The organism is Chryseobacterium sp. GM_Chr_2, from assembly GCF_026540445.1.
GTDB lineage: Bacteria > Bacteroidota > Bacteroidia > Flavobacteriales > Weeksellaceae > Chryseobacterium.
In genome coordinates this window covers 194,885-208,389 of the sequence record NZ_JALNUD010000004.1, presented here as the reverse complement: position 1 = coordinate 208,389, position 13,505 = coordinate 194,885, and the positions used below count along the sequence as shown (strand labels likewise).

13 protein-coding genes are annotated in these 13,505 nt (G+C 33.4%); 6 read left to right on the top strand and 7 right to left on the bottom strand.

The window, feature by feature from the left end; translation table 11 throughout:
• Positions 1 to 4: 4 nt before the first annotated feature.
• The 5 genes from OXQ85_RS08685 to OXQ85_RS08665 are packed head-to-tail and all read right to left on the bottom strand — an operon-like array spanning position 5 to position 5,866.
• The gene (locus OXQ85_RS08685) at positions 5 to 2,164 is read right to left on the bottom strand and encodes a patatin-like phospholipase family protein (RefSeq protein ID WP_267403641.1); all 2,160 of its coding nucleotides are present in this window, start codon (positions 2,162 to 2,164) and stop codon (positions 5 to 7) included.
• 5 nt (positions 2,165 to 2,169) lie between these two features.
• Entirely contained in the window at positions 2,170 to 4,617 is a 2,448-nt protein-coding gene (locus OXQ85_RS08680; protein ID WP_267403639.1) for a bifunctional UDP-N-acetylmuramoyl-tripeptide:D-alanyl-D-alanine ligase/alanine racemase, read from the bottom strand.
• Entirely contained in the window at positions 4,618 to 4,920 is a 303-nt protein-coding gene (locus OXQ85_RS08675) for a hypothetical protein (protein ID WP_267403637.1), read from the bottom strand.
• On the bottom strand, positions 4,901 to 5,221 hold the full coding sequence (locus OXQ85_RS08670) for a hypothetical protein (RefSeq protein WP_267403635.1): 321 nt from the start codon (positions 5,219 to 5,221) through the stop codon (positions 4,901 to 4,903). Before OXQ85_RS08670 ends, OXQ85_RS08675 begins: the two co-directional genes overlap by 20 nt.
• A 54-nt stretch (positions 5,222 to 5,275) precedes the next feature.
• Positions 5,276 to 5,866, bottom strand: a complete 591-nt coding sequence (locus OXQ85_RS08665) for a thymidine kinase (RefSeq protein ID WP_267403633.1) — start codon at positions 5,864 to 5,866, stop codon at positions 5,276 to 5,278.
• 60 nt (positions 5,867 to 5,926) lie between these two features.
• Between OXQ85_RS08665 and OXQ85_RS08660 the strand changes: the two genes are divergently transcribed.
• The 4 genes from OXQ85_RS08660 (at position 5,927) to fabG (ending at position 10,504) form a co-directional block, all read left to right on the top strand.
• Positions 5,927 to 7,402: a hypothetical protein gene (locus OXQ85_RS08660; RefSeq protein ID WP_267403631.1), complete on the top strand. Its 1,476-nt coding sequence runs from the start codon at positions 5,927 to 5,929 to the stop codon at positions 7,400 to 7,402.
• Positions 7,403 to 7,410: 8 nt separating this feature from the next.
• Positions 7,411 to 8,085: a 16S rRNA (cytidine(1402)-2'-O)-methyltransferase gene (rsmI, locus tag OXQ85_RS08655; protein WP_267403629.1), complete on the top strand. Its 675-nt coding sequence runs from the start codon at positions 7,411 to 7,413 to the stop codon at positions 8,083 to 8,085.
• A complete protein-coding gene (locus OXQ85_RS08650) occupies positions 8,086 to 9,582 on the top strand; it encodes a WG repeat-containing protein (RefSeq protein ID WP_267403627.1) in 1,497 nt (498 codons plus the stop codon).
• Positions 9,583 to 9,757: 175 nt separating this feature from the next.
• On the top strand, positions 9,758 to 10,504 hold the full coding sequence (gene fabG / locus OXQ85_RS08645) for a 3-oxoacyl-[acyl-carrier-protein] reductase (RefSeq protein WP_267403625.1): 747 nt from the start codon (positions 9,758 to 9,760) through the stop codon (positions 10,502 to 10,504).
• A 127-nt stretch (positions 10,505 to 10,631) separates the two neighbouring features.
• Here fabG and OXQ85_RS08640 read toward each other — a convergent pair whose 3' ends face one another.
• A complete protein-coding gene (locus tag OXQ85_RS08640) occupies positions 10,632 to 11,669 on the bottom strand; it encodes a GMP reductase (protein ID WP_267403623.1) in 1,038 nt (345 codons plus the stop codon).
• A gap of 293 nt (positions 11,670 to 11,962) precedes the next feature.
• On the opposite strand from OXQ85_RS08640, the gene OXQ85_RS08635 reads away from it, so the two are divergent.
• Both OXQ85_RS08635 and OXQ85_RS08630 read left to right on the top strand, forming a co-directional pair.
• Positions 11,963 to 12,271, top strand: a complete 309-nt coding sequence (locus OXQ85_RS08635) for a hypothetical protein (RefSeq protein ID WP_267403622.1) — start codon at positions 11,963 to 11,965, stop codon at positions 12,269 to 12,271.
• A 114-nt stretch (positions 12,272 to 12,385) separates the two neighbouring features.
• Positions 12,386 to 12,583 (top strand): hypothetical protein, encoded by a 198-nt coding sequence (locus tag OXQ85_RS08630; RefSeq protein WP_267403621.1) that lies wholly within the window; start codon positions 12,386 to 12,388, stop codon positions 12,581 to 12,583.
• Positions 12,584 to 12,710: 127 nt separating this feature from the next.
• On the opposite strand, the gene OXQ85_RS08625 is transcribed toward OXQ85_RS08630, so the two are convergent.
• Positions 12,711 to 13,505 carry a DUF4249 domain-containing protein gene (locus OXQ85_RS08625; RefSeq protein ID WP_267403620.1) on the bottom strand — a complete coding sequence of 265 codons (795 nt, stop codon included), beginning with the start codon at positions 13,503 to 13,505 and terminating at the stop codon, positions 12,711 to 12,713.

Sequence of the window (13,505 nt, the reverse complement as noted above, 5' to 3'; positions counted from 1 at the left end):
TTAATTAAAACCAGTGCCCTAAAATTACACTGAATATGCCTTTTTGATTATTTTTTAGTGAGTGACTGAAGTTTACCTTGATCTGTCCGAAAGGAGATTTGTATCCTGCGGTAATCCCAAGAGAACTGTAATTTAGTTTTACAGCATCTTCAAATGTTATATCGTCGGAAAGATTCGCAAAAGAGAAATTTCCGCTTACAAAATAGTTTTTGTTGAATTTAAATTGAACATCGTTGGAAACTAAAACCACATTGTTTGTATTAAGCTGAGCAAAATAGAAACCTCCAAAAGTTCGGAAATTAACTAAATTCTGTTCAAAGATTCCACCTAATTTATATTTATAATAATTCGGGAGTTCATCACCAATAGTAACTCCGCCGTACAAGTTTAAACGATAAGTAAATTGTTTTGATAGGGGAATATTAATTCTGATATCTGCTTTGATCTGAACAGGCCTTTTTTCCACCTCAGAACTTAGCAGATCGACTACTTTACCTTCAGCCGAAAAATAGATTCCTTTTGTTGGAAAATCTTTATCGTTTTGAGTATCGCTTTTCAGGAAAACATAAGGATTTAAAAATCGACTGTATCTTTTGCTTTCGCCATTGATATTTGATTCAAAATAATCGTGACTAATTCCTCCTCCGATTGCAAATTTATCTTTCCAGATCGATTGAATGTAGGCTTCATTTCTGAACCATTTCCACGATTCATAGGTTTGATTATTTTCATTTCTCAGATCAAATCCCATCCCGGAAGAGTAGATTCCAAATCCTGGAATGTAACCGTTATCGATAAAATAATTTAAATAATATCTCGGTTTATCTCCCACAACAACATCGAGGGAAAGATTGGTGTTTTTAAATAAAAGTCTTTTCGCTGAATAATTAAGAAGTAAACCGGTTTTGAAAATTTCGTCGTAATGCAAACCGAATTTCAGGAAATGCCTGGCTTCATCTTCCGTGACATATAATTTGAGATAATTGACATCGTTTTCAGAAACTATATCGTAATTAATAAATTGATAATTGTTTGTCGCGACAAGTTTATCTATTCTCTTATTGATACTTCCGTAAGTTTGAAGAGAGGGAAGGCGAAGACCCATTTTCCCGAGAACGTAGTTTTTACCGTAAATTTTGCCTCCTTCTATAGAAACGCTGTCTATCTTATAAACATTAGAATATATCGGATTTATTCGCTGTCTAATGCGGTCAAATGGTCGCTTCGGTAATTCATCCAATGTGTGTATATATTTCAGACCCTCTGCATAGCCACTGTCAAGAATTTTCTTCTTATCATCATAGCTGGTGGCCGTCATCCCTTTTAGATTTGGCTTGATATTAATATCCGTATATTTATATTGTCGGCGGGTATCTTTTTTAATTCCGAAATCAATAACCTGATTTAAAATGGAAATAATATTTCCCAAATCTTCTCTTTTCGAAAGATCCTGATTAAGATCAACCCCAATTACAATATCGATTCCTTTATCTTTTAATGGTTTTGAAGGATAATTTACCGTCATCGCGCCATCGATATAAATGCTGTCACCAATTTTCACGGGATCCATTAAAGAAGGAAATGCAGAACTCGCCATGATGGATTGTACCAAATCTCCTTTTTCAAAAATTTCCATGTTTCCGCTTTCAAGATTTGTAGCTACACACATGAAAGGAATTGGAAGTTTTGAAAAATCATTTATATTCGAAACATTCTTAAATAATTCTTTTAAAAGATAAACATTTTTCTGTCCCGAACTGATGGAAGAGGGTAGTGTTATTTTTCCGTTCTGAAGCGGAATCGATAAAAGATATTTATCTACAGATTTATTGAAAAAAGTGGTTTCCTGTCTTTTTGATTTCGGATCCATAATTAAGGAATAGAAATCGGTATCCATCACAATTTTTTCAATCTCCTTTCCTGAATATCCAGAAGCATAGAGACCGCCGACAATCGCACCCATACTTGTTCCGGCAATATAATCTACTTTTACTCCCAGTGAATCCAACACTTTAAGTACTCCAACATGAGAAAATCCTTTAGCACCGCCACCGGCCAGTGAAAGTCCTATTTTAGGATTTTTTGGAATCACTAAATCCTTCTTTACCTGAGCGTGGATCAAAAGCAATTGAAATACAAATAATAGGGTCAGGAGTTTTCTCATAGGTGTTAATCTTTTATATAGATCCGTTTCACGCGAGGGGAAATGGAGGTTAATACTTCATAGGTTATCGTTTTGCAGTACTCTGCGAATTCTTTTAAACTTGGTTTTGCATTAAAAACAGTTACGGTATCGCCTTCTTTTACATTCGGAATATGATCGACGTTAATCATCATCATATCCATGCAAATGCTTCCAACAATAGGAGCTAAGGTTTTATTTACGCCAACATTTCCAACCTGATTTCCAATCAATCTTGGAATTCCGTCTGCATATCCAACGGGAATAGTGGCTATTTTTGTATTATGATCTGCTTTAAATCTTCTACTGTAACCAACAGATTCTCCGTTTTCTACTAAAGAGATTTGTGAAATTACGGTTTTAAAGCTTACAACAGATCGTAATTGTCTCTGTATTTCACTATTTGGTGATTCACCTAACATTCCGATACCGATTCTCACCATATCATACTGATGATTGGTGTAGCTTGTAATTCCCGATGAATTCAAAATATGTCGGATAGGAGCGTAGCCTAATTTTTCAATCAAATAACTTGAATTTTTTTCAAAAGTTTCCAGTTGATTTAAAGTAAATTCTTTTTCTTCCGGTATATCTGAAGACGAAAGATGACTGAAAATACTTTGAACTTTTACATTCATGGTATTTAAAGTTTCGCTCAATTGATCTAATTCAAAACCTTTGAAACCAAGTCTGTGCATTCCCGTTTCCAATTTGATATGGATTGGATATTTTTTATCATAACCCGATTTTTGAACGGCTTCATAAAATAATTCTAATACGCGGAAACTGTAGATTTCAGGTTCTAAATTATATTGAATAACGGTTTCATAACTATGCTGTTCGGGATTCATCACAACGATAGGAACTGTAATTCCTTTTTTTCGAAGCTCGACGCCTTCATCCACAAAAGCAACACCCAAATAATCAATATGATGATGCTGCAGAAATTCTGAAATTTCATAACTTCCTAAACCATAAGAGTTTGCTTTTACCATTGCCATCATTTTTGTGGTTGGTTTCAGCAAAGATTTATGATAATTAATGTTATGAAGAATGGCATTTAAATTAATTTCTAAAACGGTATCGTGCTTTCTAAGCTCAAGTAGATCTTTTAATCTTTCAATCTCGAATTTTCTCGCGCCTTTTAAAAGAATGATCTGATTTTCTAGTTCGGTAAGATGTTTACTTTCAATTAATTCTTTAGTATCAATAAAAGTAAATGTTTTAGCTCTAAATAATTCACTAAACTTTGATATTTCATCCCCGATTAAGAAAACGGAATTAAATTTTTGTTCGTTTACCAAATCAGAAACTTCTTCATACAATTCTTTTGAATTTGAATTCACGCCGACAATATCTGTCAAGACCAAAGATTTCGTTGGCTTATTATATTCGTTCAAAAATTGTAGGGCAGTTTTCAAAGAATCGAGGTCAAGATTAAAAGAATCATTGATGACAATATTGCTCTTAATTCCTTCAATCGCTTCAAGCCTCATTTCAACGGCCTTCAGAGCGTTGATTTTTTCGACGATCTTTTTATTTTCGACTCCCAATTCCTTTAAGACGGTTACAAGCGCCAGAGCATTGGTTAATGTCGCTTCGTCTCTCTGATGAACCGGAAAAGTGATTTCTTCATCAAAATATTGTACAATAACATCTTCATTTTTTGAAATATTATTTTTAAAGAAAACATTATTGTGATTTTTGAATCCGTAAGAAATTAATTTCTTGTCAGAGTATAGTTTTTTTATTTTTTCATCAACCACAGAATTGTCACCATTATAAATAACAACTTCGGAATTTTTGAACAGTTTGATTTTCTCATCAATCAATTCTTCTTCCGATTTAAAGTTGGCAAGATGGGCAGTTCCGATGTGAGTTAATAAACCAATTTGAGGATGGAAAATAGTTAAGAGTTTTTCCATTTCATGAGGTTCGGAAATTCCAACTTCAAAAATTCCCAGTTGATGAGAATCATTAATTTGAAGCAATGAAAGGGGAAGACCAATCTGAGAATTGAAACTTTTCGGACTTTTCACGGTCGGAAATTCATTCCAAAGACATTGGTACAGCCATTCTTTTAAAATCGTTTTTCCGTTACTTCCTGTAATCCCGATCGATTTTAAATGAGAATTTTCAAAATGATATTTAGCTAATTTTTGAAGAAACTCTACAGAATTTTCAACAATAATCCAGGTTACATTTTCAAACTGAGGAAAATGATGCTCAGAAATAATGACATTTATACCTCGGTCAATCGCCGCTTCAATAAATTTTTCACCCGAATTTTTATGAGTATTGATGGCAATAAAAGCCGCATTTTTCGTAGAATAAATAATCCGGCTGTCAAAAGCGATGTTTTTGATAACTAATTCTTTGTCGCCAATAATATTCGCATTGGTGATTCTGGCAATGTCTTCTACTGTATAATTCATTTATAAATCGTCTATTATAAATTTTTTGTCTTCGTCTTGATAATTATTATATAAACGGAATATTTTCAGATATTTTGATTCTAATCGGTAGATTAGAGTTGTTTGTTCGGTAATCAAAAGCTTGTGATAATCAGGAAATTTTTCCAGCTTTTGAAATACCACTTTTTTGTCGAGAATCAATCCTATTTTATGATTGAGTATATTCATAAAGTTTTGATATTCTCTAAAGGTAAATCTATTCCCGATATAATCCTCTATTTGCTCCAAATCCTGGAGTGCAAATTTAGACCACCTTATTTCCATATTTCTTTAAGAAACGTTCTTCAGAAATTTTCATAACATCATCATGAGAATAATAAATATCATTCTCAAAATCGTTTTCAGCTTCTTCAAGTGAATTTAAAAGAGATTTTTCCGGCTCAATAATCTCCGCAATCTTCAACAACTCCTCAGGAAGAAATTTTTTCTCTTTCATCTTTCTAAAAAATGTAGGTTCAGAAATCCCGCTTTTCTCAATGATATATTTCATTTTGAAGGGCGAATTTTTCAAAATCTCATCAATAGAATTGCTGATCTTTATGTAATTTTTGATTTCTAATATCATTTTTTGATAGTTTTTACTATTAAATTCTAAACAAATTTAAAAATAAATCTGATACTAAAGTTCTTTTTTATTCAAAACTTCATCTACAAAAACTCTTCGGCTTACAGCATCGTAAGATTCTGTTTCTCCGAGCTCTACAAGATCCTGGCTTTGCGAAGTTCTCATCGAATAATTGGCAAGATTTCCGGTTCTTCTGCAGATTGCATGTACTTTCGTTACATATTCTGCAGTAGCCATCAGATTGGGCATCGGTCCGAAAGGTCTTCCCAGAAAATCCATATCTAAGCCAGCGATTACCACGCGAATTCCGCTATTTGCTAGTTGATTGGCTACATCTACAATACTTTCATCGAAAAACTGAGCTTCGTCAATCGCCACCACATCGCAGTTGGAAGCCAGCAAAAGAATCTCATTCGGGTTTTCTACTGCCGTACTTCGGATCTTATTTTGATTATGAGACACCACATCATCTTCCGAATATCGAATATCCAGTTTGGGTTTAAAAATCTCTACATTTTGTCCCGCCATTTCTGCTCTTCTGAGCCTTCTGATAAGCTCTTCCGTTTTTCCGGAAAACATTGAGCCACAAATAACTTCCATCCAACCGCTTTGTTTGGAATGATTAATTGTATTTTCTAAAAACATTTGTTAAATTAGCCGTATATTTCTATCATCAAAAGTAAGCAATTTTAACAAGATTCTTATATGCAGAATATCCAAGATTTAAAGGAAAAAATTTTTTTTGAATCCAAGAATATCATTGATAATCTGGACAAAATAAGCAATGTCGACGAATTACTTTCCAAGCAAGATCTTGTAGATGAGCTTGCTAACAGGATTTCTTTTTTGAGATTGCTGGAGAAAAATATCGAATATTTTATTCCGGAAAACGTTTCTCAGGTTTTTGAAAACCAGGAAAATGTTTCTTTCGGTGCTCATGATTTTGATTCTCATGAGTCAAAAAATAATGAAGTAACCGAAGAAGAAGCAATTTTCAATAATGAATTGAACGAAATTGATGAAAATGAGGAGGAAGAAGCGATTTTTAACAATCAGCTGAATGAAATTGTTGAGAATGAATTTCATGAGAATTTTGTAAGTTTGGTTGAAGAAAATAATGAGCTTCAAGCAACTGAAACTGTTCAGAATGATGTTGATAATCAAAATACTAACTCTGAAAAAAGTTTTAATGATCAGTTGAATGAAATTGAAGAAAATCAATCTTCTGAAAATGTTGAAACAACTTTAAATTTCGTTGATGAAGAAAGAATTCTTGCTGATTCTGAACCTGATAATGATGAAAACATTCATGAGGAAATGTTTAATCAAAAAACAACGGAAGAGGAAGCAATTTTTAATAATCAACTGAATGAAATTGATGAAGAAGAACAGGTTCAACTTAGCTTTGAACCAGAAATAAAATCGGAAGAAAAGATTTCCAATGAAACTTCAGTAATTACAGAAACAATTCCGAGCATTTTTGATGCGGAAATTTTGGATGACGAAGAGGAAATTTTAATTGAAGAAACAGAAGATCAATTTATAGTTTCAAACATCAATATGAGTCAGGGCGAAATGGCATCTGACACATCAAATGTTGAAAATATTTTGAGTGAAATTAAAAATGAAGCTCAATTAGAAGAAAAACAGGAGGAAACTCATATTTCTGAGGTTATCGACAGACGAAAAATCGTAGAAATCGATAAACCTGAGCCTGAATTAAAAGAAAAACATCCTTCTGATGAAAGTTTTGAAAATACAGACGAATATCATCAGGAGAGAAAAATAAAATTAGCCAATATCAAAGGATTGAAAGGTGTTCAGACTCTTTTTGATGATGATCCTTTGGAAAGAGAAATTCCTGTTGAGAAGAAGCAGGAACCTGTGATAAAAGAGGAAACGGGAAGTATTTTGAAGACCAATATTCCGACTCAATTTATGGAAGCGGCAAAACCGAAACCTGAATTTAAGTTGGATCTTAACGACAGAATTGCGTTTTCGAAAATGTTGTTCGGAGGCAGCCAGTCTGATCTGAACGATGTTGTTTCTGTTTTGAACAGGTTTAAAAATCTTGAAGAAGCAAAAGAATATCTGAGCGATCTTTACTACGAAAGAAAGTGGAATAAAGTGGATGAATATGCGCAGAGACTTTGGATATTGGTAGAAAATAAATTTTTATAAACTAAATTTTGAGCGGAATTCTTTATTTTGTTCCCACACCGGTCGGGAACTTGGAAGATATGACTTTCAGGGCCGTGAATGTACTGAAAGAGGTGGACTATATTTTATGCGAAGACACGAGAACTTCCGGAATTCTTTTGAAGCATTTCGAGATCTCTAAGCCTTTAAAATCTTATCATTTGCACAATGAGCATCAGGCAACGGAAAAGGTGATCACAGACCTTAAAAACGGTCAGAATATCGCCATCATTACCGATGCAGGAACTCCCGGAATTTCAGATCCGGGTTATTTGCTTTCAAAAGCGGGTTCTGCTAACAATATTGAAATGATTTGCCTGCCGGGAGCAACAGCTTTTGTTCCGGCTTTGGTGGTTTCAGGATTACCGAATAACGAATTTTTATTTGCAGGATTTTTACCTCAGAAAAAAGGCAGACAAACGAAGCTGAAGCAGCTTGCAGAAGAGAAAAAGACCATCGTATTATACGAAAGTCCACATAAGATCAATACGACGTTGGAGCAGATCAAAGAATTCTTTGGTGAAGAAACAAAGGTAAGCCTAAGTCGTGAAATTTCGAAAAAATTCGAAGAAACTAAACGCGGAACAATCAACGAGTTAATTGAATTTTCAAAAAGTAAAACTTTAAAAGGCGAGATTGTTCTCATTGTAAATAATTCTATTTAATTGAAAAAGTTAATTTTCGTATTGATTTCGTCGGTTTGTTTAGGACAGACAGATCAATACAAACAAATTCTGCTGTCTAAAAAACTGGGTAAGGAAGTACGTTCTTATTCCAAAGGTTACGGGCTTATTATTGATGTTGTGGCAGAGAAAACTAGCATCGTAGACTCTTTAGGAGTGATTACCTTTGATTCGCCTGAAAAAAATGAAATTTCACATTTATTTAAAAATAGATTTATTTTAAAAATAAAAAACGGAGAAAGAAAGGATAAAATTGCGTTGATTGATGGAAAAGGAAAAGAATTAATTCCTTTAGATAATCAAAAACTGGATGTTTCCTGGAGTATTAATGAAAGAATTATTGCTTCTAAAGAAGGAAAGGAGAGTGTCTTTGATTATAATGGAAAACAGGTTATTCCTTACTCTGAAAAAATAAAATTTGCCGGACAAAATCGTTTTTTTGTGAAAAATGAAGACGGTTGGTATATTTATGATGCCGATGGCAAAAAGGTTTCTGATAAAAAATTTGAGAAAAATTTATACTTCTATAAAAACAGAGTCTATATCAGTACAGGGCCGAAGCAGGGTGAAATTGTAGATAATAACGGACAGGTTTTAAATACGATTTCGCATAGTGAAGTAGATAATATCGGTTCTTATCCTTTTTTAATCACTAAAAGTAAAGGCAATAAATACGGAATTATTGATGCCGAAGAAAACCCCATCACCGAAGAAATTTATGATGAAAGTTTCTTAGGTACCAAATATATTTATCTGATTAAAAAAGATAAATTAAGCATTTTCTCGAAAGAAACCAAACAGCTTTATCCCACGGAATTCAGCTATGTAAAGTCTTTGTTCAACAATATGTTTACAACGCAGAAGACTTTAAAAAGCCCGAAAGTTGCTGTGATAAATATTAATGGAGAAATTGTAATTCCTAAAGAATATGACAGTATTGAAGGCATAAAAATTTCGGGAGAAAATTTTGTGTATTTAACGAAAGGTGGCGAGCAGAGGTTTTTGGATAAAGACTTAAAAGATTTTCTAGAGCCTGGTTTTCAGATCGAAAGAATTTTACCCAATACTTTAATTTTAAGGAGAGAAGGCGTTTTTTATACCTATTCTGTAAAAGATAAGAAATATGAAGAGCTGAAAAATATTGTCTCTTTAAAAGAAAACGGTGTTTTTTATTATACGGAAACCATCTATCCGGCAATTGTTGCTCAAAATTCTAACGGTCTTTTTGGTATTTTAGATGAAAAAGGGAAAGAAATTATTCCTTTTCAATATGATGATATTTTTACTTTTGTTTCTGAAAATGAAATTGTTGTGAAGAAAGGAGACAAGTTTGGCGTTACCAATTATGAAAATGAACCTTTGAAAGAGGTGATTTATGATAAATATTCTGTTGATAAACAAGGTATAAAGCTTACAGCTGGGCAAAACACAGATTATCTTTTCTTTACAGATTTGGTAGGGGAGAAAAGCCCTCAATAATTCTCACATGACAAAAAACAGTCATAAAATTTTGCTAAAATAATGGTTTAAAATGTATTGAATAACAATTTATAATATCTTTGCGCACCGTTTAATTTTAGAAGAAATTAAATAGTGTAAATTAGCCAACTTTCAAAAGGCTAGTTAGTTGTAAAGAAAATAATTGTCAAGAAATATGAAACTATTAGAAGGAAAAGTAGCGCTAATAACGGGAGCTACAAGAGGAATCGGTAGAGGAATCGCTGAAATTTTTGCTCAGCAAGGGGCAAAAGTGGCGTTTACTTACGCTGGTTCTGTAGACAAAGCGAAAGAATTAGAAGCGGCTTTAAGTTCTGTAACTCAAATTAAAGGTTACCAATCTGATGCATCAGACTTTGATGCGGCTCAAAAATTAGTAGATGATGTAATGGCTGAGTTTGGTCAAATAGATATTTTGGTAAACAATGCAGGGATTACTAAAGACAACCTGTTATTGAGAATGTCTAAAGACGATTGGGATACAATTATTAAAGTAAACTTAGATTCTGTATTCAACCTTACAAAAGCGGTTATTAAGCCAATGATGAAGGCAAAATCGGGATCTATCATCAATATGAGCTCTGTTGTAGGATTGAAAGGAAATGCAGGACAGGCAAACTATGCAGCAACTAAAGCCGGAGTTTTAGGATTTACTAAATCTGTGGCATTAGAATTAGGTTCAAGAAATATCCGTTGTAATGCGATTGCTCCTGGATTTATTGAAACTGAAATGACTGCAGTTCTTGATGAAAAAACTGTACAATATTGGAGAGACGGAATCCCTATGAAGAGAGGAGGTACTCCTGAAGATGTAGCTAACGCGTGTGTTTTCTTAGGAAGCGATTTATCAACTTATATCACAGGTCAGACAATAAATGTTGACGGAGGAATGTTGATGCCTTAATTTTTGAATTAAAATTTTAAGATAAAAAGAAAGCCGAATCATTGCGATTCGGCTTTTTGTATTTGATTGTTAAATATTTACAAGCTTCCTTCATGACTTCCAACCTCCATCTCCCAGCTTCCATCCTTTAGTTAAAAACCTGATTTTCCTGTTCCTGAACCCGTATAAAAGTAGTTCTTTTAGACAGTTCTTTCAATTTTGAAGCCCCAACATAGGTACAAGTAGAACGAACGCCCCCCAAAATATCTTTCACGGTTTCTGAAACCGAACCTTTATAAGCAACTTTTACCGTTTTGCCTTCAGAAGCCCTGTATTCTGCCACACCTCCGGAATGTTTATCCATTGCAGTTTTAGAACTCATTCCATAGAAAAGTTTAAACTTTTTACCATTTTCTTCCACCATTTCACCGCCACTTTCATCATGTCCGGCAAACATTCCACCAAGCATAACAAAATCGGCACCGCCACCAAATGCTTTAGCAACATCTCCGGGAACTTTACAGCCACCATCAGCAATAATATGACCGCCCAAACCGTGAGCAGCATCGGCACATTCAATAATCGCAGAAAGCTGAGGATAACCTACACCTGTTTTCACCCTTGTGGTACAAACCGAACCAGGACCAATACCAACCTTAATAATGTCTGCACCTACCAAAAGAAGCTCTTCTACCATTTCTCCTGTTACCACATTGCCAGCGATGATAATTTTATCAGGAAAATTAGCTCTTGCATTCTTCACAAACTCTACAAAATGCTCGGAATAACCATTGGCAACATCAATACAGAGAAACTCGATTTTTGGGTGCTTTTCGAGGATGGTTTTAATCTTTTCTTCATCTGCTTTTCCGGTTCCGGTGCTTAAAGCAATATATTGATGGATTTCTTCTGGCTGACTGTTTAAAAAATAAGACCATTCTTCAGGAGTATAATGTTTGTGAACGGCTGTAATAATTTTATCTTTTGCTAATTCTACAGCCATTTCGAAAGTTCCTACCGTATCCATATTGGCTGCGATAATAGGAGTTCCTTTCCATTTTTTTTTGGTGTGTTTAAAGGTAAATTCCCTTTCTAAATCCACTTCTGAACGAGATTTTAATGTTGAACGTTTCGGACGGAACATTACATCCTTAAATCCCAGTTTTATATCATATTCTATTCGCATAATTTGGAAAATTATTTTACTTAAAATTAGGAAAAAGATTTAAGGAAAAATGATTTTATAATTAAACTTTTATTTTCTCTTCACGTGCATGCATTCAAATCAATTCTAAAATATGATGAAGTAAAATCGTTTTAAATAAAACTTAATTTCCATTAGTCGATTAAATTTTATCATTCATCTATAAAAACAACCCATACTTCTATAAGGCCTTATTTAAGATACTTTCGGGCATAATGATTGAATATTCTAAAGCAAGAACAACGAACTCAATATCAATTTAAAATTTAATTATTATGAAAAAATTAGTTTTGGCTTTAAGTATATTTTTCGCATTCACTGCCAATGCACAACAAGGTAGAAAAGAAGGTTTCAGAAATGAAAAACAAGAATTTCACCAACAAAATGACAGAGGTTTTTCAGGATTGAAATTAACAGATAAGCAGGAAAGAAAAATCGCTGAACTCTCTAGAGAACGATTATCTGAAAGAGAATATGATGCAAGAATTAGAAGAATTCTTTCTAAAGAACAATATGCGCAATATCAAAGACATGGTTTTGAGAAGGATAGAAAAGTAGCGATGGGCAAACCTTTCAGAAGATAGAATGATAAAATCCGGAATGATATTTTCGGATTTTTTTTAGATAAAATAAAAAATCTGTAACATTTTTTGAATGATGATACTTACCTGATAAATAACAATTTAAAAAATATCATTATGAAAACTACTTTAAAAAAACAGTATGCTTTTACAAACCAGATTTTAATTGCTGTTGTATCTGCTGCTTTCGGATATAATTTGTATCAGGCGATCGTGCATCCAGAAAATTCGCATCTCATCTTGAGTATTATTTTAGTAGCAATGACTTATATGATTACTGAAAAATATGGTACAGGAAAAAGTAAAGACAACTAAAATGATAGTTACATTTAATTTAAGCATTACTTTAAATAAAAAGCCTGATATTAAAGCAATATCAGGCTACTTAAAAAATCTAACTACATAAAATATGGTTGAATTATTTCCACCATTTGTATCTTTATTATTGAATAATAATATAATCTCCCGAAACAGAGTGTGCTGAAAAATAACCTAAAGCACCATTACTGATATTACTTGGAGGATTGGCTGGTGTTGCAATATCGCCGGAATCCCCTAATCCTAAATTCGAAAGTACTCTGAAATAATTATAAACAGGAGTATCTACAGATTGTAATTCTACAAAAACAGTATCATTTTTATTTAGATTAAATTTTCCATATAACGGATATCCAATGGTACCTCCATTAAGTTGGTCGTCAGAATAAACATTGTATTGTGTTGCACCTAGCTCTCCTTTCTGGCCTTTCAATACATATTTATTTCCTTTCTCCGCCGGATCTGTAAAAAATACTGAAACAAAAGTACTGTTATCCAATTTATCTTTTTCCTGCTCCAGTTTTTCAATTTCTACCAATTTATTCATCGTACTTGTAGATTGATAGACCTTTCCGTCTACCGTCACAGAAAGTGTATAAGTATCACCTTCTGCTGTGGTAAAGTTTTTTGTTTTATAAGACTCGTCATTCGGATCATATACCAATTCTTCTGTTTGGCCATGATTGTCACTAAGAATCACTTTGGCATTCGTTACTACAGGGATTTCCTCATTGCTCATGACTTTCACCGATCTTGAAACTCTAATCTCGTAAGGACCTTCTTCGTTGGTAATTTCTCCTTCTATCACAATTTTCCCGCTGCCATCTTTCATAGGGATATCTACTATTTTATCATCTACATCGCAGCTAATAAGCATCATTACTAAAGAACAGCAAAACAATATTTTTTTATTAATCAT